The organism is Streptomyces mexicanus (assembly GCF_902506575.1).
GTDB classification, from domain to species: domain Bacteria; phylum Actinomycetota; class Actinomycetes; order Streptomycetales; family Streptomycetaceae; genus Streptomyces; species Streptomyces mexicanus.
On sequence record NZ_LR732544.1, the window covers coordinates 1,198,830 to 1,223,783 of the forward strand.

21 protein-coding genes, 7 tRNA genes and 1 pseudogene are annotated in these 24,954 nt (G+C 71.4%); 13 read left to right on the plus strand and 16 right to left on the minus strand.

Going from position 1 to position 24,954, the window contains the following annotated elements:
- Positions 1-175 precede the first annotated feature (175 nt).
- On the plus strand, positions 176-1,831 hold the full coding sequence (locus GV126_RS05450; RefSeq protein ID WP_159663168.1) for an AbeC-like domain-containing protein: 1,656 nt from the start codon (positions 176-178) through the stop codon (positions 1,829-1,831).
- Positions 1,832-1,889: 58 nt separating this feature from the next.
- Here GV126_RS05450 and GV126_RS05455 read toward each other — a convergent pair whose 3' ends face one another.
- The 4 genes from GV126_RS05455 to GV126_RS05470 all read right to left on the minus strand — a co-directional run bounded on the left by GV126_RS05455 (position 1,890) and on the right by GV126_RS05470 (position 6,424).
- Entirely contained in the window at positions 1,890-2,438 is a 549-nt protein-coding gene (locus GV126_RS05455) for an HIT family protein (RefSeq protein ID WP_159663170.1), read from the minus strand.
- Between the two features lie 84 nt (positions 2,439-2,522).
- Complete coding sequence (thrS, locus tag GV126_RS05460) at positions 2,523-4,502, minus strand: threonine--tRNA ligase (RefSeq protein ID WP_159663172.1); 1,980 nt, start codon at positions 4,500-4,502, stop codon at positions 2,523-2,525.
- A 105-nt stretch (positions 4,503-4,607) separates the two neighbouring features.
- Positions 4,608-5,861, minus strand: a complete 1,254-nt coding sequence (locus GV126_RS05465) for a hypothetical protein (protein WP_159663174.1) — start codon at positions 5,859-5,861, stop codon at positions 4,608-4,610.
- The gene (locus GV126_RS05470; protein WP_159663176.1) at positions 5,858-6,424 is read right to left on the minus strand and encodes a DUF4365 domain-containing protein; all 567 of its coding nucleotides are present in this window, start codon (positions 6,422-6,424) and stop codon (positions 5,858-5,860) included. The genes GV126_RS05465 and GV126_RS05470 overlap by 4 nt, the downstream gene beginning before the upstream one ends.
- A gap of 192 nt (positions 6,425-6,616) precedes the next feature.
- Here GV126_RS05470 and GV126_RS05475 point away from each other — a divergent pair, with 192 nt between their 5' ends.
- The 3 genes and pseudogenes from GV126_RS05475 to GV126_RS36265 form a co-directional block, all read left to right on the plus strand.
- Positions 6,617-7,345: a 3'-5' exonuclease gene (locus GV126_RS05475; protein WP_159663178.1), complete on the plus strand. Its 729-nt coding sequence runs from the start codon at positions 6,617-6,619 to the stop codon at positions 7,343-7,345.
- 1,384 nt (positions 7,346-8,729) lie between these two features.
- A complete protein-coding gene (locus GV126_RS36260) occupies positions 8,730-9,410 on the plus strand; it encodes a fibronectin type III domain-containing protein (protein WP_236570231.1) in 681 nt (226 codons plus the stop codon).
- Positions 9,394-9,657 (plus strand): annotated as a pseudogene (locus GV126_RS36265) (cellulose binding domain-containing protein); the annotation flags it as partial. The gene GV126_RS36260 and the pseudogene GV126_RS36265, both read left to right, overlap by 17 nt.
- A gap of 113 nt (positions 9,658-9,770) precedes the next feature.
- On the opposite strand, the gene GV126_RS05485 reads toward GV126_RS36265, so the two are convergent.
- The 4 genes from GV126_RS05485 to GV126_RS05500 all read right to left on the minus strand — a co-directional run bounded on the left by GV126_RS05485 (position 9,771) and on the right by GV126_RS05500 (position 11,314).
- Positions 9,771-9,842, minus strand: a tRNA-Val gene (locus GV126_RS05485).
- Positions 9,843-9,881: 39 nt separating this feature from the next.
- Entirely contained in the window at positions 9,882-10,328 is a 447-nt protein-coding gene (locus GV126_RS05490; protein ID WP_159663180.1) for an SRPBCC family protein, read from the minus strand.
- A gap of 359 nt (positions 10,329-10,687) precedes the next feature.
- Positions 10,688-10,759: transfer RNA gene (locus tag GV126_RS05495), tRNA-Val, on the minus strand.
- 72 nt (positions 10,760-10,831) lie between these two features.
- Positions 10,832-11,314: a TIGR02611 family protein gene (locus GV126_RS05500; RefSeq protein ID WP_159663182.1), complete on the minus strand. Its 483-nt coding sequence runs from the start codon at positions 11,312-11,314 to the stop codon at positions 10,832-10,834.
- A 191-nt stretch (positions 11,315-11,505) separates the two neighbouring features.
- Between GV126_RS05500 and GV126_RS05505 the strand changes: the two genes are divergently transcribed.
- Both GV126_RS05505 and GV126_RS05510 read left to right on the plus strand, forming a co-directional pair.
- Positions 11,506-11,919, plus strand: coding sequence for an SsgA family sporulation/cell division regulator (locus GV126_RS05505; RefSeq protein ID WP_004002642.1), 414 nt, complete (start codon positions 11,506-11,508; stop codon positions 11,917-11,919).
- 217 nt (positions 11,920-12,136) lie between these two features.
- The gene (locus GV126_RS05510) at positions 12,137-12,697 is read left to right on the plus strand and encodes a CGNR zinc finger domain-containing protein (protein ID WP_159663184.1); all 561 of its coding nucleotides are present in this window, start codon (positions 12,137-12,139) and stop codon (positions 12,695-12,697) included.
- 98 nt (positions 12,698-12,795) lie between these two features.
- Here GV126_RS05510 and GV126_RS35660 read toward each other — a convergent pair whose 3' ends face one another.
- Complete coding sequence (locus tag GV126_RS35660; RefSeq protein ID WP_185948203.1) at positions 12,796-12,948, minus strand: hypothetical protein; 153 nt, start codon at positions 12,946-12,948, stop codon at positions 12,796-12,798.
- A 426-nt stretch (positions 12,949-13,374) separates the two neighbouring features.
- Positions 13,375-13,839, minus strand: coding sequence for a hypothetical protein (locus GV126_RS05515; protein WP_159663186.1), 465 nt, complete (start codon positions 13,837-13,839; stop codon positions 13,375-13,377).
- Positions 13,840-14,066: 227 nt separating this feature from the next.
- Here GV126_RS05515 and GV126_RS05520 point away from each other — a divergent pair, with 227 nt between their 5' ends.
- Positions 14,067-14,594, plus strand: a complete 528-nt coding sequence (locus tag GV126_RS05520; RefSeq protein WP_185948202.1) for a DsbA family protein — start codon at positions 14,067-14,069, stop codon at positions 14,592-14,594.
- Positions 14,595-14,729: 135 nt separating this feature from the next.
- On the opposite strand, the gene GV126_RS05525 is transcribed toward GV126_RS05520, so the two are convergent.
- The 3 genes from GV126_RS05525 to GV126_RS05535 all read right to left on the minus strand — a co-directional run bounded on the left by GV126_RS05525 (position 14,730) and on the right by GV126_RS05535 (position 17,599).
- Entirely contained in the window at positions 14,730-15,566 is an 837-nt protein-coding gene (locus GV126_RS05525) for a GNAT family N-acetyltransferase (protein WP_159663190.1), read from the minus strand.
- 113 nt (positions 15,567-15,679) lie between these two features.
- Positions 15,680-16,501 (minus strand): aminotransferase class IV, encoded by an 822-nt coding sequence (locus GV126_RS05530; RefSeq protein ID WP_159663192.1) that lies wholly within the window; start codon positions 16,499-16,501, stop codon positions 15,680-15,682.
- A gap of 60 nt (positions 16,502-16,561) precedes the next feature.
- Complete coding sequence (locus GV126_RS05535) at positions 16,562-17,599, minus strand: chorismate-binding protein (RefSeq protein WP_159663194.1); 1,038 nt, start codon at positions 17,597-17,599, stop codon at positions 16,562-16,564.
- Between the two features lie 176 nt (positions 17,600-17,775).
- Here GV126_RS05535 and GV126_RS05540 point away from each other — a divergent pair.
- From GV126_RS05540 to GV126_RS05570, 6 genes are all read left to right on the plus strand, one after another.
- A tRNA-Gly gene (locus tag GV126_RS05540) sits at positions 17,776-17,848 on the plus strand.
- A gap of 35 nt (positions 17,849-17,883) precedes the next feature.
- Positions 17,884-17,957, plus strand: a tRNA-Cys gene (locus GV126_RS05545).
- Between the two features lies 1 nt (position 17,958).
- Positions 17,959-18,030, plus strand: a tRNA-Val gene (locus GV126_RS05550).
- A gap of 26 nt (positions 18,031-18,056) precedes the next feature.
- Positions 18,057-18,128 (plus strand) — tRNA-Val (locus tag GV126_RS05555).
- Between the two features lie 54 nt (positions 18,129-18,182).
- Positions 18,183-18,254, plus strand: a tRNA-Val gene (locus GV126_RS05560).
- Between the two features lie 1,481 nt (positions 18,255-19,735).
- A complete protein-coding gene (locus GV126_RS05570) occupies positions 19,736-20,515 on the plus strand; it encodes a TetR/AcrR family transcriptional regulator (RefSeq protein WP_159663198.1) in 780 nt (259 codons plus the stop codon).
- Between the two features lie 337 nt (positions 20,516-20,852).
- On the opposite strand, the gene GV126_RS05575 is transcribed toward GV126_RS05570, so the two are convergent.
- From GV126_RS05575 to GV126_RS05585, 3 genes are all read right to left on the minus strand, one after another.
- Positions 20,853-22,067 (minus strand): NAD(P)/FAD-dependent oxidoreductase, encoded by a 1,215-nt coding sequence (locus GV126_RS05575; RefSeq protein ID WP_159663200.1) that lies wholly within the window; start codon positions 22,065-22,067, stop codon positions 20,853-20,855.
- Positions 22,068-22,244: 177 nt separating this feature from the next.
- Positions 22,245-23,189 carry an RNA polymerase sigma-70 factor gene (locus GV126_RS05580; RefSeq protein WP_159663202.1) on the minus strand — a complete coding sequence of 315 codons (945 nt, stop codon included), beginning with the start codon at positions 23,187-23,189 and terminating at the stop codon, positions 22,245-22,247.
- Positions 23,190-23,434: 245 nt separating this feature from the next.
- Complete coding sequence (locus GV126_RS05585) at positions 23,435-24,886, minus strand: pyridoxal phosphate-dependent decarboxylase family protein (RefSeq protein ID WP_159673346.1); 1,452 nt, start codon at positions 24,884-24,886, stop codon at positions 23,435-23,437.
- Positions 24,887-24,954 lie beyond the last annotated feature (68 nt).

A 24,954-nucleotide genomic window follows, 5' to 3' on the forward strand; every position in this document is an offset into this window, starting at 1 on the left:
GCTCCGCACCACCCGTGTCAGGCGGGCGGCTTGGGCCGTCCGCCTCCGCGCGTCGGTGGGTACGGATACGCTGATGACCTGATCAACAGGTGTGCGGGGCAAGGAAGTCGGGAAGGCCGCAAGAGCCTGTCCCAGGACAGGCCCCGAGGCGGACGTGGCGGCAGTGGGGGCGGCAGTGACGGACGGATTCGATTTCGGTCCCGGGGCTCAGGTGCCCCTGTCGGGCGCGGCGGGACAGACGGCGGCGACCTTTGCGCTGGCGGCCGCCGCGTACCGGGACGACGAGGTCACCAGGATCAAGGAAGCCGACAACGAGTGGCACCAGACCACGGTCACGCCACCGCGCCCCTGGGCGAAGATCTTCCGCCCGAGGCTCGGTGAGGCGTTCTCCCGGGCGGTGATCGACCGCATGCTCGGCGTCGGCCGCAAACCGCTCATCCAGTCCTTCGGCCTGGAACCGCAGGTCGTCGTGGAGCACTGCCTGGCCGCCCACCGCATCCGCCGCCAGCGCGACAACCGGCTCACCGCGGTGACGGTGCTGTGCGGGGTGCTGTTCCTGCCCGGCTTCCTGCTGTGGCTGATGGTCTTCGTCCTGCGCAGCAACGTCAGCCGGCGCGAGGACAAGCGCGCCGGCGTCCTCGCCACGGTGCTGCTGGTCGCCATGGGCGTCCTCGCCGTGCTGTTCCTGATCAAGATGCCGTTCCACGGCTTCTGGGCCTGGTACGCGCGGGCGGCGGTCGTCCTGCCGGTGGTCGGCTGGTTCTGGGCCAAGCAGATCTGCGAGCGGACGGCACGCGACCTGCGCGAGCGCTGGGACGGCCTGCTCTCCGGCGGCGGCGTCGGCGCCAAGATCCCCGAGGCGGTCCCCGGCAACCCCGGCGACGCGGCCGAGCAGATCCGCAAGGAACTGGCCCGGCTCAGCGCCGAACAACGCTCCAACTCGGTCTTCTACGCCGGCCCCAAGGGCATCCTCGGCATGGGCACCCGCTGGGGCAGCTGGCAGCTCGCCGAGGAGCTGGTCTCGGCCGAGCCGGGCAAGGAGTTCCACCCCTTCCGCAGCTGGGACGTGATCACCGCCATCCAGGGCGGCCTGGGCCTGCTGGAGCGTACGCCCATCAACACCGGCGGCTTCACCAAGCCGACCATCACGCACTGGATCGTCACCCCGATCGGGGAGAACGCCAAGGAGGTCTCCCGCCCCAGCGGCACCGACGTGGACGCGTACACGGTCAAGACGCACGCCGTCCAGGACATCTGCAACAAGCAGCAGTTCGGCGGCGGCGACCGGCACTACCTGGGCGTGCAGTGGACGCTGTGGGACGGCCACCTGGTGATCACCATGATGATCACCGTCACGGTCCTGCACCACACCCTGCGCATCGAGGTCACCGGCCACGCCCTGGGCCCGGTCAACGCCCTGTTCAACGAGAAACCCGCGGCCAAGGAGAAGGAGGTGGCCAAGGCGGTCAAGTTCTGGGAGACCCGCAAGGTGAAGCTGCCGCTGGTGGACGCCGACGAGGTGGTGCGCCTGGCCGCCCGGGCTCCCCTGACCTGGTACCCGCCGCTGCTGAACTGGCTGGGCGGCAAGATCACCCTGCCCGAGCCGTTCGGCCTGCGCCATGCCTGGGCCGACCAGCCCTGGCGCCACCGCTTCATGGCCGACGACGCGCTGCGCGCGGCCACCCCGGTGCTGCGCGTGGTGCACGCGGCGGCGCTGAAGACGCTGAAGGAGAACGGCGTGGACGTGGAGAAGTTCGGCGCCCGCTCCTCCGTCCTGAGCGGGGCGGTGCAGGACGTGAGCCCGAAGAAGGCCGACGTGTACGACGCGTGACCGGTGTGGGGGGCCTGTCCGCCGGACAGGCCCCCCACGGCCGCTCAGGGACGCCGGCTCACGCCGTCGGCCAGGCGTCCGCCAGCATCTTGCGGGTGTCGGCGAGGAGCTGCGGCAGCACCTTGGTGTGGCCCACGACCGGCATGAAGTTCGTGTCGCCGCCCCAGCGGGGCACGATGTGCTGGTGCAGGTGCGCGGCGATCCCGGCGCCGGCGACCGAGCCCTGGTTCATGCCGATGTTGAACCCGTGGGCGCCGGAGGCGGTGCGCAGCGCCCGCATGGCCTGCTTGGTCAGCTCCGCCAGCTCGGCGGTCTCCGCCGCGGTCAGGTCGGTGTAGTCGGCGACGTGGCGGTAGGGCACGACCATGAGGTGGCCGCCGTTGTACGGGTACAGGTTGAGCACGGCGTAGACCTGCTCGCCCCGCTGGACGACGAGCCCGTCCTCGTCGGACTTGGCCGGAATGGCACAGAAAGGGCAGCCGTCCCCGGCCCCTGGGCCGGTCGGCTTGTTCTCGCCCTGGATGTAGGCCATCCGGTGGGGCGTCCACAGCCGCTGGAACGCGTCCTGCGTGCCCACTCCGATCTGCTGCTCCGGCTCACTCGTCATGCGTGCAGCATATGGCGTCCGGCCGGGGCACCGGGAAAGGCCCCCGGAATCCTCCGGGGGCCTCGCCCAGGTCGCCGGCGCGCGTCAGACCTGCGCGCGCTCCTCGACGACCTTCACGATCTTCGCGATGGCCTCGTCGGAGGGGATGCCGTTCTCCTGGGAGCCGTCGCGGTAGCGGAACGACACCGTCCCCGCGTTCATGTCGTCGTCGCCGACGATGACCATGAACGGCACCTTCTGCTTCTGGGCGTTGCGGATCTTCTTCTGCATGCGGTCCGAGGAGGAGTCGACCTCCACCCGCAGACCCTTCTCCCTGGCCTGCGCGGCCCACTTCTCCAGGTAGCCCACGTGCGCGTCGCCCACCGGGATGCCGACCGCCTGCACGGGGGCCAGCCACGCCGGGAAGGCGCCCGCGTAGTGCTCCAGGAGCACGCCGAAGAACCGCTCGATGGAGCCGAACAGCGCCCGGTGGATCATGACGGGCTGCTGGCGGGAGCCGTCCGCCGCGGTGTACTCCAGGTTGAAGCGCTTGGGCTGGTTGAAGTCGACCTGGATGGTCGACATCTGCCAGGAGCGGCCGATGGCGTCCTTGGCCTGCACGGAGATCTTCGGGCCGTAGTAGGCGGCGCCGCCCGGGTCGGGCACGAGCGGGAGGTTCTGCTTCTCGGCCGCCTGGCGGAGCGCCTCGGTGGCCTCCTCCCAGTCCTCGTCGGTGCCGATGAACTTGTCGGAGTCGTCGCGGGTGGACAGCTCCAGCTCGAACTCGGTCAGGCCGTAGTCGCGCAGCAGGTCCAGGACGAACGTCAGGAGCGTGTCCAGCTCCTGCGGCATCTGCTCCTTGGTGCAGTAGATGTGCGAGTCGTCCTGGGTGAAGCCGCGCGAGCGGGTCAGGCCGTGCACGACGCCCGACTTCTCGTACCGGTACACGGTCCCGAACTCGAAGAGGCGCAGCGGCAGTTCACGGTAGGACCGGCCGCGCGACTTGAAGATCAGGTTGTGCATCGGGCAGTTCATCGCCTTCAGGCGGTAGTTCTGCTCGTCGAACTGGATGGGCGGGAACATGCCCTCCGCGTAGTGCGGCAGGTGCCCGGAGATCTCGAAGAGGTGCTCCTTCGAGATGTGCGGGGTGTTGACGAACTCGTAGCCGGAGACCTCGTGCCGCTTGCGCGAGTAGGTCTCCATCTCCTTGCGGATCACTCCGCCCTTGGGGTGGAACACCGCGAGGCCGGGGCCCAGCTCGTCCGGGAAGGAGAACAGGTCCAGCTCGGCGCCGAGCTTGCGGTGGTCGCGCTTCTCGGCCTCGGCGAGGAAGTCCAGGTACGCCTTCAGCTCGTCCTTGGACGGCCAGGCGGTGCCGTAGATGCGCTGCAGCTGCGGGTTCTTCTCGCTGCCGCGCCAGTAGGCGGCGGCCGAGCGCATCAGCTTGAACGCCGGGATGTTCCGGGTGGTGGGCAGGTGCGGACCGCGGCACAGGTCCTTCCAGCACAGCTCGCCGGTCTTGGCGTCGAGGTTGTCGTAGATCGTCAGCTCGCCGCCGCCGACCTCGGCGTCCGCGCCCTCGGCGGCCTGGGCGGCGTTGCCCTTCAGGCCGATCAGCTCCAGCTTGTAGGGCTCGCCGGCCAGCTCCTCGCGGGCGTCGTCGTCGGTGGTGACGCGGCGGGAGAAGCGCTGGCCGCGCTTGACGATCTCCTGCATCTTCTTCTCGATGCGCTTGAGATCCTCGGGCGTGAACGGCTCGGCGACGTCGAAGTCGTAGTAGAAGCCGTCCCGGATGGGCGGGCCGATGCCGAGCTTGGCCTCGGGGAAGATCTCCTGCACGGCCTGCGCCATGACGTGCGCGGTGGAGTGGCGCAGGATGTTGAGGCCGTCCTCGGAGGAGATCTCGACGCCCTCGACGGTCTCGCCGTCCCCGAGCTCGTGGGCGAGGTCCTTCAGCTCGCCGTTCACGCGCGCGGCGACGATCGAGCGCTCGCCGGCGAAGAGGTCGGCGGCCGTAGTGCCCGTCGTCACCACGCGCTCTTCCCGCTCGGAATCGCGTTGGATGATCACACGGACGTCTGACACCGGTCTCTCCTGACTGAAGGAAGTTTCCGCCGTGCCCGGCAAGGCAGGGCAATGCGATGCGTTGAAGGGGATGGTACCGAGACGCGGGTGCCGACCGCGAAACGGTTACCGTCCGTCGTCCTCCGCTCGCTCCCGCGCGAAGAAATCCGCCTCCGCGCCCTCCTCCCGCAGCGCCTTCATCAGCCGGTCGCGCTCCTCGTCGTCCACCGGCACCGGTACGACCTCGCAGGCGCCCGTGAGCCGGCGGAAGCCGCCCCGGCTCTCCAGCCTGCCGAGCACCCGCACCGGCAGGCCGACCAGGTGGGCGTGCCCGGCGACGCGGTAGTCCTCCTCCCGCAGGGTCACCCGGACGTAGGGCACGTCGGCGCCGGCGATCACCCGCAGCCGGGCCGTGCCCTCGCCGTGCGGCTGCGCCCTGCGCAGCCGGACCACCGCGCCGGTGATCCGCACGGGGACGGACGGCTCGGCGCGCAGATAGCGGGCGCCGGCCTCGCGCAGCACCGGCAGGTCGCCCGGGGAGAACTCCACCGCTCCGGCGGCGCAGTCCGCGGGGACACCGGCGGCGGGCGCCCATTCGACGGCGATGCGGGCGCCCTCGGTGCCGCGGACCAGGGCGATCAGGGCCTCGGTCAGCTCCCGGCTGGCGCCGGCCCGCACGGCGCCGTCGAAGGCGTCCATGGTGCCGGTGGCCCGCCGGTAGTCGACGGCCTCGCGGACGGCGTACAGGGCCTGGTGCAGGCGTACGGTCAGCGCCCGGCCGGAGGCGACCGGCACCAGGGCGGGCAGGCTGCGTCCGCCGGCGGCGGAGCCGACCAGGACGTGCTCCAGGCAGGCCGCGGCCGCGCGCCGGTGCCGGGCGCCGTGGTAGCCGGCCCGGGCGCGGGTGGCCAGCGCGGCGGCCAGCAGGGTCTGCCGGGCGGCGCCGCGCAGGTGCTCCTCGGCGTTCCCGGGGGCGGCGCCGGCCGGGCCGTCGGGCGCGTCCCGCCACCAGTGGACCTCGTCGCTGGGCACGGTGAGCGCGAGCAGCACCTCGCGGGCGGCAGGGGTGCCGCAGCGGGTCAGGGCGTCGAGGGCCTCGGCGAGCAGGTCGTCGCTGTCGGGGAAGGCGCGGCTGACGGGCACCAGCAGGCTGGTGCCGGCGCCGCCGGGCCCGGGCGGGGTCCAGCGCCCGTAGCGTCCGGCGGCGCCGCCGCGGCGCTGCCAGCCGTGCCGGTGCAGCAGGGCGCCGAGGACGGCCGGGTCGACGTCGGCGGGCCGGGGCGGGCGGCCGAGGGCGGCCTCGACGGGGTGCGGCCGCACCGGCCGCGGCGGTTCGCCCAGGGGGCGGTGCGCCGGTTCGCCGAGGGGGCGGTGCGTCATGGTCTGCCTCCCGTCCCGACCCGCGTCATGATCTCGCACAGGGCCCGGTCGTCGAAGATCCGCGAGGTCGGTATCCGCACGGTGGTGCGGTGCCGGCCGGTGATGGGATGACCGGCGAGGTTGACCCAGTAGCAGCAGTGCCTGAGGTCGAGCCGGTCGTGCCCGGCGCGCAGCCACTCGTCCTGGGAACGCGGCACGATCATCACCACGAGGATCTTGTGCACCGTGACCGGGGTGCGGGCGAGCTTGGCCAGGTGGTCGTTGTCGAGGGTGAAGGAGAAGAACGGGCCCGGCGGGTGGGGCGGGATCTGGTAGGTGCACTTCAGCTGCACCTTGATGGTCACCTCGTCGTCGACGGTGTGCCCCGGGGCGCTGTGGCTGACGTGCCAGTCGATGCCGTTGTCCGGGAAGGGCTGCGACAGCGAGCAGCCGGCGGCCGCGGCGACCGCGTGCAGATATCCCACCTGCAGTGTCTCCATGCAGGCGGTGGTGGCGAGTGTGCCGCGCGGGGTGCCCGCGCGGTCGGGCAGCAGCCCGCCCCGCTCGGGCTGCGCCATCACCATGAGCAACAGCCTTCCACGCCGAATCGGTTGCCGGGTCGCGTCCCGGGAGCTGTGCTCGCGGTCGTCGTGAACTGCAAAGACCCGTACTCCTGTTGTCTCCTTCCGGCGTACGGCGCAAACGGCCCGGGTATCACCGAACCGGCAGAAGACGGCACGTCACCTGCCGTGGGTGAGCGAGGAGTTGTGGTCGACATGACGAGCTGCTGGTACGAGGGGCCGCTGGCCGCCTTCGACACGGAGACCACGGGCGTCGACGTGGAGACCGACCGGATCGTGTCGGCCGCCGTCGTCGTCCAGGACGCCCCCGGTTGCCGGCCCCGGGTGAGCCGCTGGCTGGTGAACCCGGGCGTGCCGGTGCCGCGGGCGGCGACGGCGGTGCACGGGCTGACGGAGGACCATCTGCAGCGCAACGGACGCTGGCCGGCGCCGGTGATGTACGAGATAGCCGAGCAGCTGGCGGAGCACAGCACCCTGGGCCGCCCGCTGGTGGTGATGAACGCGCCGTTCGATCTGACGCTGCTGGACCGGGAGTTGCGCCGGCACCGGGCCTCCTCGCTGGAGCGGTGGTTCGCCACCTCGCCGCTGCGGGTGCTCGATCCGCTGGTCCTGGACAAGCACCTGGACCGCTACCGCAAGGGCCGGCGCACGCTCACCGACCTGTGCGCGCACTACGAGGTCACGCTGACCGAGGCGCACGACGCGGGGGCGGACGCGCTGGCCGCGCTGGAGGTGGTCCGCGCGCTCGGCCGCCGCTTCGCGGCCCGCCTGGACCGGCTCACCCCGGCCGAACTGCACGCCCTGCAGGTGGACTGGCACGCGGCGCAGGCCCGCGGCCTGCAGGCGTGGTTCGCGCGCAGCGGCACCGAGGAGACGGTGGACCCGTCCTGGCCGCTGCGCCCGGAGCTGCCCGCGGCGGCATAGTCGGCTCGTCCCGCGGTCCCCGTCGCACGTCACCCGCCCCACCGCCGCACGCTTATTGACAGCTCTCCGTGCCGCCCCTATCAATATGGGAGCGCTCCCACACCTCGGGCGTCCCCTCGCTTCCCCGCGCCCTTGCACACGGAGCGCCTGCACGCACCACATCCCGCCTCGACCCTCCGTGACGAAGGTGAGAACCGCCGTGCACGCTGCCGTACCGCACGCCCCCCGACCGCTGGACCGCCGGGCCCGAAGACTGCGGCGCGGACCCGCGCTCGCGCGCCGGGCCGTCGCCGCCGGAGCGGTGACCGCCGCGCTGCTGGCGAGCACCGGCCTGGTCCCCGCCACCGCGGCCGACACGCCCTCCGGCGTGGACGTCACCGTCGACGCCGGGGCCGGGCTGGGCACCGTCCCGGACACCGCCTACGGGCTCAACAGCGCGATCTGGGACGCGCACATGAACACCGCCGACACCCAGGACCTGGTCAAAGCCGCCGGCATCGGCATGCTGCGCTACCCGGGCGGGAGTTACGGCGACATCTACCACTGGCAGACCCACACCGCGCCCGGCGGTTACGTCGCGCCGGGCACCGACTTCGACTCCTTCATGGCCACCGTCCGCAAGGTGGGCGCCCAGCCGATGCTCATCGCGAACTACGGGTCGGGCACGCCCGAGGAGGCGGCCGGCTGGGTGCGGTACGCCAACGTCACCAAGGACTACGGCGCGAAGTACTGGGAGGTCGGCAACGAGCTGTACGGCAACGGCCATTACGGCGCCGACTGGGAGACCGACGAGCACGCCGACTCCTCGCCGGCCGCCTACGCCCACGGGGTCCTCGACTACATCTCCGCCATGAAGGCGGTCGACCCGACCATCAAGGTCGGCGCGGTGCTCACCACGCCGGGCAACTGGCCGGACGGCGTGCTGGGGAGCGGCGACAGCGCCGACTGGAACCACACCGTCATCCCGATCGTCGCGGGCAAGGCCGACTTCGTCATCGTGCACTGGTACCCGGGCGGCTCGGACGCGGCCGGGATGCTCACCACACCGTCCCAGCTCGCGGGCGAACTGCGGCAGCTGCGGGCCGAACTGGCCGCGGCGGGCGCGCCGGACACGCCGATCGCGCTGACCGAGACCAACTCCAACGTGCTGATGGACACCCAGCCCACCGCGCTGTTCGCCGCCGACACGTACTTCACGGCGCTCGAGAGCGGGGTGTTCACGGTGGACTGGTGGAACACCCACAACGGTGTCGGCGCGATCTCCACCGCGCCCGACGGGGCCACCGACTACGGCGACATGGGCCTGCTGTCCAGCGGGGGCTGCACCGGGTCGGTCTGCGAGCCGCCCGTCAACACGCCCTTCCCGCCGTACTACGCCCTGCAGATGCTGAGCCGGACCGGGCGGCCGGGCGACCAGCTGGTGGCCGCGCAGTCGGCCGACGCCCTGGTGTCGGCGCACGCCGTGCTCCGGGCCGACGGCGACCTGAGCGTGCTGCTGGTCAACAAGGACCCGTCGGCGTCGCGCACCGCGAACCTGCACCTGAGCGGCTACACGACGGACGGCTCGCCCGCCGACCTGGCGGTCTTCCGCGACCGTTCCTCGTCCATCGACACCACCACCGGCGACGGCCGCAGCGTGACCCTGCCGCCGTACTCGATCACCACCGTCACCCTCCACCCCAAGGGCGGCACCGCCTCCGCGCTGACCGCCCCGGGCAGCCCGAAGGTCACCTCGGTCACCGACACCACGGCGACCCTCACCTGGTCCGCGTCCACCGGCGGCAGCCCGGCCCGGTACGAGGTCTACCGGCAGTTCGGCGCCACGAGCGAGCTGCTGACGGGCACCACGGCCACGACCGCGACCGTGCGCAACCTGACCCCGGGGACCACGTACACGCTCAACGTGCTGGCCCGGGACGCCGACGGACGGCTCTCGCGCGCCTCGGCGCCGGTCACGGTGCGCACCACGTCCCCGGCCTCCTCGACCTGCCAGGTGTCGTTACCGGCTCACCGACGGCTGGGGCAACGGCTTCAACGCGCAGGTCACCGTCACCAACACCGGTGACACCCCCATCGACGGCTGGACGCTGTCGTACGCCTTCCCGGACAGCGGGGTGACGGTGACGGGGTACTGGAACGCGAAGGTGGTCCAGTCGGGCCGGAACGTGATCGCCACCCCGGAGGCGTACAACGCCACGCTGGCCGCGCACGGCGGCAACGCGGTGTCGTTCGGCTTCACCGCGGCCAAGTCCGGGGCGTACTCGCCGCCGGCGGTCTTCAGGCTGAACGGCACGGTCTGCACCACGACCTGAGGCCGGCGGTGCGGGTTCCCCGGCCGGTGGCGCCGGATCCGGGGGGCCCGCACCGCGCCGCGCCGCGACGCACAAGGGGCCGGTCCGCTCGATGCGGACCGGCCCCTGCTCGGTGGGCGATACTGGGATCGAACCAGTGACCTCTTCGGTGTGAACGAAGCGCTCTCCCGCTGAGCTAATCGCCCGGGAACGCACTGAACAATACAGGTCCCGGCGGGCTTCGTTCAAACCGCTCGCAGCCAGGCCCCCAGCCCTCGCCGTCCGGCCCGCATCATCAGCCGGTGGTTCAGCCGGAAAAAGGGCCGGCCCGGCACCGCCAGCCGTCTGAGCAGCGGCCTGCGGACACGGACCTCCTGGTCGTACCGGGCGAGTGTGCCGGACCCGTGCGCGGTGAGCGTCCAGCGCGCCCAGCCGTCCAGGTCCCCGGTCAGCGCGGTCTCCAGGACCCCGGCGGCACGGTCGCGCCGCACCTCGCGCACGGTGACGGTCAGGTCGTACGGCAGCAGGGAGCGGACGCGGATCACGCCGGTGGTCGCACCGGTGCGGCGCACCTCGCGCACCTGCCGCCACCACCTCGGGTAGTCCTCCACCCGCTCCAGCGCCCGGTGGACGGCGGCGGGCGGTGCGGCCAGGTGCCACCGGCTGTGAAAGCGGTAGTGGGTCCAGTCCATGACCGTCCAGTGTGCCGGGTGCCGGACCGCTCAGCCGGCTTTTCCCCAGAAGTTCCGGGGTGCGGCTCTGCGCAGAGAATTCCCCGGACCGTTTTCCAAAAGGCCGTCACATTCCTTGTGAAGTACGACAAGAAGGGTGTTCTTCCGGCTCTCGCCCAGCGGGCGGGCGCGACAATTCCGAGCCGGGTGAGGTGCCTTCCGTGGAAGAGCGCCGCCGCACGGGCGACGGCGCTCCCGGCCAGTGTGGCCCGGGGCGCCCCGTGCGGCATGAGTACGCGTACTCAGACGGCGGCGGTGCGGGCGGCGCGCACATGCCGGTGGCCCGTCCGCGTGATCGCGGACGGGCCACCGTGCCGGGGTGGGCGATACTGGGATCGAACCAGTGACCTCTTCGGTGTGAACGAAGCGCTCTCCCGCTGAGCTAATCGCCCGGGCGCAGGAAGAACATTACCGCATGTGAGGGGGTGCTCCCGACCGGGGCCCGCCTCGGTCGGCGGCCGCGGTCACTGATCGCGGATCTTCCAGGGCAGGACGAGGCCGAACGTCCAGATGTAGAGCGCGGCGAGCGCCGCGACGATCACGAGGCCGGTCACCGTGAGGACGATGTTGCGGCGCCGCACCCTGGGGTCCAGGGCCCGCTGGGCCGCCTCGGTGACCTTGCGCTTGGTCCAGCGCAGCACGAGCTGGGCCCACACGAACTCGGTCGCCCAGATCGCCATGCCGGCGAAGATCACGACCCAGCCCGGTCCGGGCAGCGGGAGCATGACGACGCCGGCGGCCACCACCGCCAGGCCGACGACGAAGACGCCGACCTGCCAGCTCAGGTGCAGCGCGCGCCGGGAGCGGACGAACTCGGGCGCGCGCGAGCCCAGCCCCCGGCGCTCCTGTCCCTGTGGCCCCCGCTGTCCCGCGTTCGCCTCCGCCTCCGTGGTCGCCGCGTCCGGTGGCCCGGAAACCCGGCCCGACTCGTCACTCCCCGTATTCATATGCATGAACCCTACCGGAGAGAAACAAGTCACCGGAATGGCCGCACTACGCGAACCGGCTCTCGGCCGGAAGAGTTACGTAAAGCAAAGCAAAACACTCAGAGGGGTTTACAACGGCACCGTAGGTGGCATGTCGATTTCGCCGACGTGCGAATCCCCGAGCGCACACTGAGCGAAAGGCCCTGGCGCTTATGAACACCACGGTCAGCTGCGAGCTGCACCTGCGCCTCGTTGTGTCGAGCGAGTCCTCCCTGCCTGTCCCCGCAGGCCTGCGGTACGACACGGCCGACCCCTACGCCGTGCACGCCACCTTCCACACCGGAGCCGAGGAGACCGTCGAGTGGGTGTTCGCCCGCGACCTCCTCGCCGAGGGGCTTCACCGTCCCACTGGAACCGGCGACGTCCGAGTCTGGCCGTCGCGCAGTCATGGTCAGGGCGTCGTGTGCATCGCCCTCAGCTCCCCGGAGGGCGAGGCCCTGCTCGAGGCCCCGGCGCGGGCCCTGGAGTCCTTCCTGAAGCGGACGGACGCGGCCGTGCCCCCCGGCACGGAACACCGGCACTTCGATCTGGATCAGGAGCTGTCGCACATCCTCGCGGAAAGTTGACGGTGGGCCCGTCGAGGCCCTTCGAGCTGCCCTTGCCGTCCACTCGGGGAGACGGCCGGGGCCAGGACAATCGCATACGGGACACACCCGGCACCGGCCCCCGCGAGGGCCGGTGCCGGCGTGCGTCGGTGACGACGCTGCTCCGGGTGCGGCCGAGCCACTACCATCGGCCTGCATCGGCGGGCGTGTGCCCGATTCCCAGGGCAGGGAGCGAAACGTGCTGATCACCCACGACACCCGGTGCGCGCTGGACACCGTGGTGGATCTGGTGAACACCGCGCCGGAGGACGATGCGGCGCCGGACGGGCTGGCGGACGTCGCGGCACTCGAGGAATTCGTACGAAGCCACGAGATCAGCGACATCGGTGTGCTGTCGGAGTTCGACCTGTCGGCGGTGCGCAGGATCCGCGGCCGGTTCGCGGGGATCTTCGCGGCCCCTGACTCCCGCACGGCCGCCGGAATGATCAACGAGCTGGTCGCCGCGGCGGGCACCACGCCCCGGCTGACGGACCACGACGGCTACGACTGGCACGTGCACTACTTCGCCCCGGGTGCCTCGGTCGCCGATCACCTGGCGGCGGACTGCGGGATGGCGCTCGCGTTCTTCGTGGTGGCCGGGGAGCAGGAGCGGCTGCGGCGGTGCGAGGCGCCCGCCTGCCGGCGCGCCTTCGTGGATCTCTCCCGCACCCGGTCGCGGCGGTACTGCGACAGCCGCCCCTGCGGCAACCGCCTGCACGTGGCCGCCTACCGGGCGCGGCGCAAGGAGGCGGCGGGCTGACGCGCGGGCCCGGGAGCCCCGGCCCGCGGAACCGCTCACCGGCCATGGCGCGCTCTCGTGGTCCCCGGCGGGTGACGCCGAGGACCCACGGATACGGCTCACAGCAACAGCAGGTCGTGCAACGCAGCCATGAGCAGCAGACACCCGATCACCGCAAGGAAGATCATCAGCGGTGGCTGGGATAGGGCGAAGAGGCACCCGCGCGGCTCGTCCTCGGGCGGCGCGGCCTCGCTCTGTGTCGTGTCCACCATCTCGCGGCGATGATGGCGCAGGTCAGGCCGCCGACGCGATCAGCACGCGCGGAATGCTCGGGAGTTCGCCGTTTGCGCGATCTTCGCTTCGATTCGGCCCGGGACTTGATCGTTCGGATGTCGATCACTGTCAGGCGCGACCCGCGCCACCGCGTGACGGCTCTCCTCGCGACGGCTCTCTCCTCAAGGGCTCTCCCCCGCGGCACGGCAGTCGTCGCGGGGCGCATCCGCCCGGCGGCGCAGGGCCACCGGCGCCCGGAGGCACAGCGCCACCGCCCGGCGGGGGGGGGCTCACCGGCACCCGGCGGCACGGATCACTCACGCCCCGCGGGGCGGCTCACCGGCGCGCGGTGGCGCGGGTCGCTGCCGCGCGGCGCGGCACGGGCCGCTCGTGCCCGGTGGCCCGTGCGTCAGGCGAGGCGCACGTCATATGCCGTGCTTCTTCAGGATGGCCTCGATCTCGCTGAAGTCCTCGTCCCCGCGGGAGCCGGCCGCCGGGCGCGCGGCCGGGGGCTCGGCCCCGCCGCCCGGTGCACGGCGGCCGGACCCCAGGGAGGGCGCCGACGCCGTCGGGGCGACCGCGCCCTGGTCCGCGGCGGCGCGGGCCGCCGCCCTGCGCTCCTTGCGCGTGCCGCCGCGGCGGCGCTCGACCGCTCGGGTCGTCACGAAGAGCACCCAGGCGCAGCCGAGCAGGCCGAAGCCCGCCCAGGCGGTCGGGCTGAACGCGGTGCGGGCGAGCCAGCCGACGGCCCCGGTCATCACCAGGGCGACCGGGACGAGGGAGTAGGCGGCGATGCGGACGGCCGCGAGGAAACGCTTGCGGTACGCGGTGACCGCGGCGATGCCGAGGCCGGCCGCGGAGACGGCGGAACAGACGGTCTCGGCAATCATCCGGTCCTCCAGGCAGGGCTCGCCGATCGGGCAGTTCGTCCCTTCCATCCTGCACCGCCCCCCGGCCGGCGGGCCACGATCCGGGAGCAGATCAGGGACATCTCCGGGTCGGCTCCTCCACAGGTGCCGGCGGCGCTCGCCGCGCGGATCCGCGGGGGCCGGGCGGTGGACCGGGCGTGGGCCGGTGCAGGTTGGGTCCTGCGCGGCGGGCCTGGAAGACTGGCCCCATGAGCGACTCCTCCCCCGCACGTGCCGTCCCGGTTCTCGACGTCTGGTGCGAGCTGCAGTGCCCGGACTGCCGCACCGCGCTGGACGACCTGCGCGCCCTGCGCGCCCGCTACGGCGACCGGCTGGAGCTGCGGCTGCGCCACTTCCCGCTGGAGAAGCACAAGCACGCCTTCGCCGCCGCGCAGGCCGCCGAGGAGGCGGCCGCCCAGGGGAAGCTGTGGCCGTACGTGGAGGCCGTGCTTCAGCGGGTGGCGGAACTGGACCGCAAGGGCGAGGCGCTGCTCGTCGAGGTGGCCCGGGAGCTGGGACTGGACGCCGAGGAGGTCGACACCGCGCTGGTGGACGGCCGGCACATCCTGATCGTCGACGCCGACCAGGCCGAGGGCAAGGCGATCGGCGTCACCGGGACGCCGACGTACGTCATCGGCGGCGAGCGGCTGGACGGCGGCAAGAGCCAGGAGGGGCTGCGCGGGCGCATCGAGGAGATCGCCGACCGCCTGCTGGACGAGGCCGGGCAGGCGGGCTGACGCACACGGACCGGTCGCCCGCGGGGAGCCGGGCCGGAGCCGTGCCGCCGGCCGTCGTCACAGCGGCCGCCTGCGTGGTCCTCGGGTCCTCGGAGCGGCCCTCGGGTCCTCGTGGTCCTCGGATCCTCGCGGCCCTCAGAGCAGTTCCTTGAAGAAGGCGTACCGGACCGGGCGGTAGCCCAGGGAGTCGTAGAGGCGTTCCGCGGGGGTGTTGCCCGCGAAGACGTTCAGGCCCAGGACGTGTTTGCCCGCGGCCACCGCCTGGGCCTCGGCCAGCAGCATCAGGGAACGGCCGTGACCGCGGCCGCGGAAGCGCGCGTCGGCCTCGACGTCGAAGACGTAGGCCCTGTCCTCGCCCGCCGCGTCCCCGATCGCCAGCCACAGGGTGCCGACCGCGGTGCCCTCGTGCTCCAGGACGCTGAGCAGCATGCCGGGGGTCGCCCGCCCCTGCGGCAGCAGGCGGGCGTGCTCGGACTCCGACTTGGCCCACGCCTGGTCCTCGGGGACGCCGCGGTCGATCCAGCTGCGGGCGTAGGCGGCCTTGCCGTGCTCCTCCCACGCCCCGTACTCGGCGTCCGTCATGGGCCTGCCCCGGCTGCCGGCGGGCAGGGCGGGGGCGGTGGTGCCGAGGCCCTTCTCCATGTTCCGGTTGCGCTCGACGTAACCGAGGGCCGTGACCAGCCGGACCACGCCCTCGGCGGTGGCCGGCACGTCGATCTCGATCCGCTCGCAGCCCCAGCCGCGCACCACCCCCTCGGCGGCCAGCGCGGCCACGGTGCCGCGGCCCCGCCCGCGGTCCGGCTCGTCGATGCGCAGGTCCCGGATCCTGGCCACGCGCGGTCCGAAGACGGGGTGGGTGGCGAGGTGGGTCACGCCGACGGGGCGGCTGTTCACGCACACCTGGTAGCGGCGTGAACGGGTCCCGTCCTCGTGGGGCTGAAGCGGCTCGGCCGGCCGCAGGGTGGTGGTCATCACGGGTGTTCTTACCCGTCGCGGCCGAGTTCGTCAGCCGGTTTTCCGTCGGGGCCGCAAGTGCGCCCCGCCCGGGCGGCGTTGGGGCCGGTGCGCGGGCTGAGGCCGGGCCGTCAGGGATCCAGGTCGTCGCCGGACCGCTCCTCGAAGATCCGCATGGCCTTGGCGGTCACCGGGCCCGCGGTGCCGGGCAGTTCGCGGTCGTCGACGCGGTGCACGGCCTGGATGTCGCGCAGCGTGGAGGTGAGGAAGACCTCTTCGGCCTCCCGCAGGACGTCCAGCGGCAGGTCGGTCTCCTTCGCGCCCGTCCACTCGATCGCGAGGGCACGGGTGACGCCGGCCAGGCAGCCGGAGGCGAGCGGCGGGGTGTGGGTCTCGCCGTCCAGGACGACGAACACGTTGGAGCCGGTGCCCTCGCACAGCCGTCCGGCCGTGTTGCCGAACAGGGCCTCGGATGCGCCGTGCCGGTGCGCGTGGGCGAGGGCGACGACGTTCTCGGCGTAGGAGGTGGTCTTCAGGCCGGTGAGCGCGCCGCGTTCGTTGCGCGTCCAGGGAACCGTGACGACGGCGGTGGAGTCGGGGCGGCGGGTGGTCTCGCCGAGGGCGACCACGAGGGTGGTGCCCTGGTCGCCGCGGTCGGAGCCGAGCGGGCCGTGGCCGCCGGTGAAGGTGATGCGCAGCCGGCCCAGCGGCATCGGGTTGGCCTCCAGGACGGCGGCGCAGGCGCGGCGGACCTCGTCGTGGTCGGGGTCGGGCAGGCCCAGCCCGCGCGCGGAGCGGGTCAGCCGCTGCAGGTGGCGGGTGAGCGCGAACGGCTTGCCGTCGACCGCCTTCACCGTCTCGAAGATGCCGTCGCCCACGGTCAGCCCGTGGTCGAGGACGGAGACACGGGCGGCCTCGATGTCCCGCAGCGCGCCGTCGAGCCAGACCTTCACTGGTTTTCCACCTCACCTGTTCCGCAGCGGCCGCGTCGCCCCGGCCGTACGTCCCTATTCCTAGACCGTCTCGTACGTCCCCGACGCTACCGCGAGCAGCCGGGCCGCCTTCAGCTCGGTCTCCCGCCACTCCCCCTCGGGGTCGGAGCCCCAGGTGATGCCGGCGCCCGCGCCGAAGCGCAGCAGCGCCGTGCCGCCCGGGGCGCGGTCGATCCAGAAGGTGCGGATGCCGACGGCCAGCTCGCCCACGCCGCGGTCGGCGTCGACCCAGCCGACGGCGCCGCAGTAGGGGCCGCGGGGCGCGGTCTCCAGGGCGTCGATGATCCGCATGGCGCTCGACTTGGGCGCGCCGGTGATCGAGCCGGCCGGGAAGGCGGCGGCGAGCAGCTCGGGCCAGCCGGCTCCGGCGCGCAGCTCGCCGCGGACGGTGGAGACGAGGTGGACCAGGCCGGGGTGCTTCTCCACGGCGCACAGGTCGGGCACGGTGACGGAGCCGGTGGTGCAGACCTGCCCGAGGTCGTTGCGGACCAGGTCGACGATCATCACGTTCTCGGCGCGGTCCTTCTCCAGCAGGTCCGCCTCGGTGCGGGCCGTGCCCTTGATCGGTCCGGACTCCACCGTCCGTCCCGCGCGGCGCAGGAACAGCTCAGGGGAGGCGGTGGCGATCTCCACCCCGTGCCCGGGCAGCCGAATCGTTCCGGCGTACGGCGCCGGGTTGCCGCGGGCCAGGACCGCGGTCAGGGCGTCCACGTCGGCGTCCGGCGCGACGGGCGCGGACAGCACGCGGCAGAGGTTCACCTGGTAGACCTCGCCGGCCGCGATGTGCTCGCGGACGCGCCGTACGCCCGCCGTGTACGCGGCGCGGTCGAGGGAGGACGTCCAGTCACCGGCGGCCGGGCCCCGCCACCGGCCGGGCACGGGCAGGGGCACCGGCTCCCGGCGTACGTCGCCGAAGCGCGCGCAGGTGAGCCGGCCCTCGTAGTCCGCGGCGACGGCCCAGAAGCCGGTGGACTCCAGGGCGGCCGGGTCACGGGTGACATCGGTCAGGCCGGTGGCGAGGCGGTCGCCGAACCGGGCGAGAGGGGGCAGGTCGAGCACAGGGCCGAGTGTAGGAGGGTGTCCGGCGGGTGGACCGTGCGTGTCCTTCCGGGGGCCTGACCGGGTCCTTGCGGACGGGCGGCGCAGCACGCTGCGCAAACGCGTTTTTGTACTGGCCGGGGAATCCGCTAGAGTTCAACACGTCGCCGGGACGCGGAAGCGGACCGAAACGACAGGCGGACGTAGCTCAGTTGGTAGAGCGCAACCTTGCCAAGGTTGAGGTCGCGAGTTCGAGCCTCGTCGTCCGCTCGAGGATGAGGGGATCTCCCGGTCCCCACGCTCCTGGTGGAGTGGCCGAGAGGCGAGGCAACGGCCTGCAAAGCCGTCTACACGGGTTCAAATCCCGTCTCCACCTCCAAGGACGATTAGCTCAGCGGGAGAGCGCTTCCCTGACACGGAAGAGGTCACTGGTTCAATCCCAGTATCGTCCACTGGATCTGACGAAGATCCTTCACCCGCGCGATTAGCTCAGCGGGAGAGCGCTTCCCTGACACGGAAGAGGTCACTGGTTCAATCCCAGTATCGCGCACGCAATGCCCATGATCGGCCCCGGTGGGTGACACCGGAGTGATCGTGGTCCCGAGGACGATTAGCTCAGCGGGAGAGCGCTTCCCTGACACGGAAGAGGTCACTGGTTCAATCCCAGTATCGTCCACGCAGCAGCAAGCCCCCGGCCGTCTCGTACGGCCGGGGGCTTCGCCGTGGTCCGGGCGGCCGGTCCGGGGACCGGCCGTGCGGGCTCAGCTGGAGAACAGCATGTGGCCGAAGCTCTTGTGGCGGTGGCCGTGGCCGCGAAGCGGCATCTTCTATTCCACTCCCTGGCCACGGGAAACGCACAACTTATGGAAGCCGGGCTTTGGGTTTTAAAAAAAAGTAGAAATGCCACAAGCCTCAATAGCAGGTTTAAGAGCCTCGATACGCTCCAAGTCAAAATAATCAGCGTGACATTCAGAAGGGTAATAAGAACGAACCATAAGAAGGCCTCCAAGGGGTGGAGGCGTGAAAACAGACAATGGGGAGGGTGTCAATCCTGACGGTTATTTCCTAGACAAATTAGAGCCAATACCATCAGCTTTACCGTCTTTCCAGAAATTGTTCCAAGTATCGGCAACAGCTTTATCAATACCATGAAAAATATCAACCACACCAGAAGCAGCATCAGTGACGACATTAGAAATATCCTTTGCAGTAGCGCCAATATGAGAAGAGCCATACCGCTGATTCTGCGTTTGCTGATGAACTAAGTCAACCTCAGCACTAACCTTGCGAGTCATTTCTTTGATTTGGTCATTGGTAAAATACTGACCAGCCGTTTGAGCTTGAGTAAGCATTTGGCGCATAATCTCGGAAACCTGCTGTTGCTTGGAAAGATTGGTGTTTTCCATAATAGACGCAACGCGAGCAGTAGACTCCTTCTGTTGATAAGCAAGCATCTCATTTTGTGCATATACCTGGTCTTTCGTATTCTGGCGTGAAGTCGCCGACTGAATGCCAGCAATCTCTTTTTGAGTCTCATTTTGCATCTCGGCAATCTCTTTCTGATTGTCCAGTTGCATTTTAGTAAGCTCTTTTTGATTCTCAAATCCGGCGTCAACCATACCAGCAGAGGAAGCATCAGCACCAGCACGCTCCCAAGCATTAAGCTCAGGAAATGCAGCAGCAAGATAATCACGAGTATCCTTTCCTTTATCAGCGGCAGACTTGCCACCAAGTCCAACCAAATCAAGCAACTTATCAGAAACGGCAGAAGTGCCAGCCTGCAACGTACCTTCAAGAAGTCCTTTACCAGCTTTAGCCATAGCACCAGAAACAAAACTAGGGACGGCCTCCTCAGGGTTAGGAACATTAGAGCCTTGAATGGCAGATTTAATACCAGCATCACCCATGCCTACAGTATTGTTATCGGTAGCAAGCACATCACCTTGAATGCCACCGGAGGCGGCTTTTTGACCGCCTCCAAACAATTTAGACATGGTGTTACCAGCAAGAGCAGAAGCAACAACGCCCGCAACGGAAGGAGTCGTCGGCAGCGTCAGATGTGTATAGGAGGCAGCTGCGGGCCCGGCGGACCGGATGGGCGACGGGGCGCTCCGACCAGGGGAGAACACTGTTCTGCCGCGCCCTAGACTGGGTTCCATGACCGACGCGGCCGCCGACACCCCGCCCACTCCTCCGCCGTCGCCCTGGGACCGCAAGCGCCCGGCGCGCAGTCACGGCGCCCCCGCGCGCGAACCGCTGTCCCGGGAGCGGATCGTCGAGGCCGCCTTCACCGTGCTGGACCGGCAGGGCCTCGACGGGCTGTCGATGCGTCAGGTGGCGGCCGAACTGGGCGTCACCGTCTCCGCGCTGTACGCCCACGTCAGTTCCAAGGACGACCTGCTGGAGTTGATGTACACCCGGCTCTTCGACGGCTTCACGATGCCCGCGCCCGACCCGGAGCGGTGGCAGGAGCAGGTGCGGGAGTACGCGCACTGGGGGCGGCGGCGCCTGCTGGAGCACCGGGACATGGCCAGGATCTCCATGGCGCACGTCCCCTTCACCGCCGAACTGCTGCCGCACGTGGAGGCGTTGCTCGCCATGTTCCGTACCGCCGGGCTGCCCGACCGCATCGCGGCGGAGGCCGGCGACCTCATCTCCACGTACATCGACGGGTTCGTGCTGGAGGAGGGCATGTGGCGGGACCGGGTCGCCCGGCAGGGCGGCGACGACGCGGCGCCGGACCGTCCCGACGTGAGCGGGATGGCCGAGCAGATGCAGGAGTACTTCGCGTCCCTGCCCGCGGAGGACTTTCCCCACCTGCGCGCGGTGGCCGGGCTGATGGTCACCGACTCCTCCGACGACAGGTTCGACATCGGGCTGGAAATCATCCTGCGTGGCCTGGCGAGTTATCTGCCGGACGAACGCGGAGAGCGTTGACGGGTGCTGTGACGGGGCGGCCTTCGCAGAGGAACGCCCCTGCACCGGCGGCGACTTGGAACCGACCGGCCACTCACCGGAACTGCCTCGGGTCGACCGGCCACTCACCGGATCCGCCTCGGGCCGACCGGGTGGTGCCCGGCCGGCCCGGAGGGGCGGGATGCCGCGGATCCGCGCGGGTCGGACCGCGCGGGTAGGGCTGTGCCTGTCGGGCCGTGTGGGCCGGACCTTGCGTAGCGGCTTGCGTATCGGACCGTGCGCGGAGGACCGTGTGGCCCGGGCCGTGCGGATCGGTTCCTGCTGGGTCGGGCCAGCCGGTCCGGGCCGGTCGCGGGGCTCAGAGGGGCGTCGCGGCCGTCGACTCCGCCCGGTCGGCCGTCGACTCCGCCCGGCTCTCCTCCCGCACGACGCGGCGGCGCCGGACGGGCAGCATCAGCGGGTGGGCGACGCTCCAGGCGGCGCCCTTGCAGATCAGTTCCTTGTGCACCGCGGCGAGCCGCCCCGTCAGGGCCGCCCGGAGGGGGCGGTCGTCGGCGGTGACGAACTGGATCAACCCGTCCTTGCGGCCCAGCGAGATGCACTGCTGGACGTAGCGGACCGGCACCTTCGGGGGCGTCGCGCCGGTCAGGCGGGCCGCGATGGCGTCGGCGGCCTGCCACGCGCTGGGCACGCCCGAGGCGCACGACATGCGCAGCGGCTTGTCACCCGGACCCATCGCCATGGCCGCGTCGCCGACCGCGTACACCTCCGGGTGCGAGACCGAGCGCATGGTCCGGTCGACGACGATCTGCCCCGTGCCGGTGACCTCCAGGGCGGTGTTCTTCGCGATCGGGTGGACGGCGAAGCCGGTGGTCCACACGGTGACCGCGGCCGCGATGGACGTGCCGTCGGCGGTGATGAGGCGGTCTGCCTCGACCGCGGTGACATCGGTGTGCTCGTGCACCGTGACCCCCAGCCGGTCGAAGGCCCGCCGCAGGTGCCGGCGGCCCTTGTCCGAGAGCCCGTCACCGGGGCCGCCGCGGGCGGCGAGCGCGGCGTCGAGGTCGGGGCGGGCCTCGGCGATCTCGGTCGCGGCCTCCAGACCGGTGAGGCCGCCGCCGACCACGACCACGGGCCGGCCCGCCTCCAGACGGGCCAGGCGGCCGCGCAGCCGGAGCGCGCCGGCGCGGCCGGCGATCTCGTGGGCGTGCTCGGCGACCCCGGGGCCGCCCTGGTCGTGCCAGCCGCTGCCGAGGGCGTACACGAGGGTGTCGTAGCGCACCTCCTCGTCGCCGCCCGCCGCGGTGACGGCGACGGTCCTGCGCTCCACGTCCACGCCGGTCACCTTCGCGACCTTCACGGCCACGCCGGGGCCCGCGAACATCTCGTCGAGGGGCCGGGGCCTGAGGGGCCGGCCGGCCGCCAGCTCGTGCAGCCGGACCCGCTCCACGAAGTCGGGTTCGGCGTTGACGAGGGTGACGGCGACGTCTTCACGGCGCAGCCGCCCGGCGAGGCGTCCGGCGACGATGCCTCCGGTGTATCCGGCTCCGAGGACGACGATGCGGTGCTGCATTTCCTGGCTCCCCTCTCGTGCTCCGGGCTGCCGCCCTGAGCTGCTTCGCCCCTTGAACCGGATGGCCCGCCCTTTCCTGACAGGTATGCGATGTGAAGCACCTCACATCGCGTCGGTGCGCGGTCAGGTGTCGGGACGGTCAGAAGGGACGTGAGAGACCGGAAGGAGCGGAAGGCGTCAGAAGACGGTGAGCAGGGGTGCGCCGTGGTCGGTCGCCGCCCAGGTCCGGGCCGCGCGCTGGAGCTTGTCGGGGTTGACCTGGTTGCGGAACGCGGCGATGCCCTCGGCGGTGACCTCCAGGCACATCACGCCGACGACCCGACCGTCGACCACCGCCACCACGGCGGGGCCGCCGTTGGCGGTCGTGACGTGGATCTCCGCCGACCCGCCGACCAGGCTGCGCTTGGCGGCGCTGGGCCTGAACAGGCCCCGCAGGAACTTCGCGACCGCGAGCGCGCCCTCGAACGCCTTGGCGCGCGCCGGGACCTTTCCGCCGCCGTCACCGATCGCGACGGCGTCCTCGGTGAGCAGCCGCACCAGCGGCTCGGTCCGGCCGCTGCCGGCGGCCGCGAGGAACTCCTCGACGATCCGGCGTGCCGCGGCCTCGTCGACCGCGGTCCGGGCCTTGCCGGCCGCGACGTGTTTCTTGGCGCGGTGGAAGATCTGCTGGCTGGCGGCCTCGGTGAGGTCGAGGATCTCGGCGATCTCCCGGTGCGGGTAGCCGAACGCCTCCCGCAGCACGTACACCGCACGCTCGTTGGGGGACAGGCGCTCCAGCAGGACGAGGACCGCGTACGAGACCGACTCGCGCTGTTCGGCGGTGTCGGCCGGGCCGAGCATCGGGTCCCCGGCGAGCAGCGGTTCGGGGAGCCACTGGCCCACATAGGTCTCGCGCCGCGCCCGGGCCGAGGCGAGCTGATTGAGGCACAGGTGGGTGAGCACCTTCGTCAGCCATGCCTCGGGCGTCTCGATGCGCTCGACGTCGGCGGCCTGCCAGCGCAGGAACGTCTCCTGCACGGCGTCCTCCGCCTCGCCGGCGGAGCCCAGGAGGCGGTAGGCGATGGCCTCCAGGCGCGGCCTGGCGGCCTCGAACCGGTGCACGGCGTTCATGGGCAGGACCATGACCAGATCCTATGGCCCCTGAGGAATCCTGTGGTCCGTGAGGAGGTGGTTCGGTCCGTGAGGACGCCACTGGTCCGTGAGGACGCCACTGGTCCGTGAGGACGTGACGGACGCGGCGGTACCGACAACCGGTCCGGCCCGGACCGCGCCTGGCATCCGAAGACGGTGTCGCGCGGGCCGGGCCGGCCGCCCTTGCGGTGCCGGCGCTCCCGCCGGATATGAAGGGTAATTTTCTGCAACAACGGTCAGATGCTGAACAGCGACCCGATGAACTCGGTCAACATCCGCTCCTTCAGCCGTGGCGGCAGCGCGTCCAGCAGGGCCAGCACCGGAGCCATCCGGGAGGGCAGGCCCGGCTCGCCGCCGAGTCCGGCGAAGGCCAGGATCCCGGCCACCTCCTCAGGAGCGAGCGTGTCGGGGTCGAGCGCGGCGGCCAGGTCCGCCAGTGCCGGATCCACGGTCACCGGCTCGCTCGCGCGGGCCGCCGAGACCGACGCGGCCAGGTCCGCCAGCAGCGCGCCGACCCGGTCGCCGGTGGCGGGGGTCAGCGTCAGATGCAGGTTCGGGGGCAGGTCCTCGTAGGAGAGCTGCGGCTGGAGGTACCAGCCGCGCTCGCGCATCTCGTCCGCCACGTGCAGGACGAGGGAGAGGTCCGGCGCGCCGTCCGTCCCGGTCACCGTGAACGCGACCAGGCTGCCGGCCGGTTCGCCGAGCACCCGCACGCCGTCCGTGGCGCGCAGTCCGGGCAGCAGCTCGTCGGCGGCCAGTGCCACACGGCGGGCCAGCGCGGTGTACCCGTCCGTGCCGAGGTGGTGCAGCACCGCCCAGGCCTGGGCCAGCAGTCCGCCGGACTTCGTGCCCTGCACGGTCGGGTTCACCACCGGGTAGCCCGGCCAGCCCGCGTGGGCGAAGTACTGGTGGCGCCGCAGGTCCGCGTCCCGGTACAGGACGACCGAGGCCCCCTTGTCGGCGTAGCCGTACTTGTGCAGGTCCACCGAGACCGAGGTCACGCCGGGGACCGAGAGGCCGAACGGCTCCACGGGGCGGCCGGCCCGCGCCAGGAACGGCAGGAACCAGCCGCCGATGCACGCGTCGACATGGCACAGCACACCCCGCTGTGCTGCGGCGGCCGCGATGTCGGCCACCGGGTCCAGCACGCCGTGCGCGTACGACGGCGCCGACGCCACCACCAGGGCGGTCCGCTCGTCGATCGCCTCCGCGACGGCCGGCGCGACGGCACGGAAGGTGACCGGGTCGACCGGGACCACCACGGTCTCCAGGCCCAGGTAGTGCGCGGCCTTGTGGAAGGCCGGGTGCGCGGTGGACGGCAGCACCAGCCGCGGCCGGGTCACCCCGCGCACGGCCCGCGCGTGGTCGCGGGCGGTCTTCACCGCCAGCAGGATCGACTCGGTGCCGCCGCTGGTGAAACTGCCCTGCGCGCCGGGCGCGCCGAGCACCGCGGACACCGCGCGGACCACGTCGTTCTCCAGCCGGGCCACGCTCGGAAACGTCGTCGGGTCCAGGCCGTTGACCGTGGCGAAGACGCCGTAGGCGGCAGTGGCCAGCTCGTCCAGCTGCGGCAGCCCGGAGTCGTAGACGTAGGCGAACGTCCAGCCGCCCCGGGTCGGGGCGTCACCGGCGCGCAGCCCGCGCAGTTCGGCCAGCAGCTCGTGCGCGGGACGTCCCGTGGGCGGCAGCTCCTGCGCGGCACGGCCCGTCGGCGGGGGAGGGTCCGTCGGCGCGGCGGTCCGGGCCGGTCGGGGCC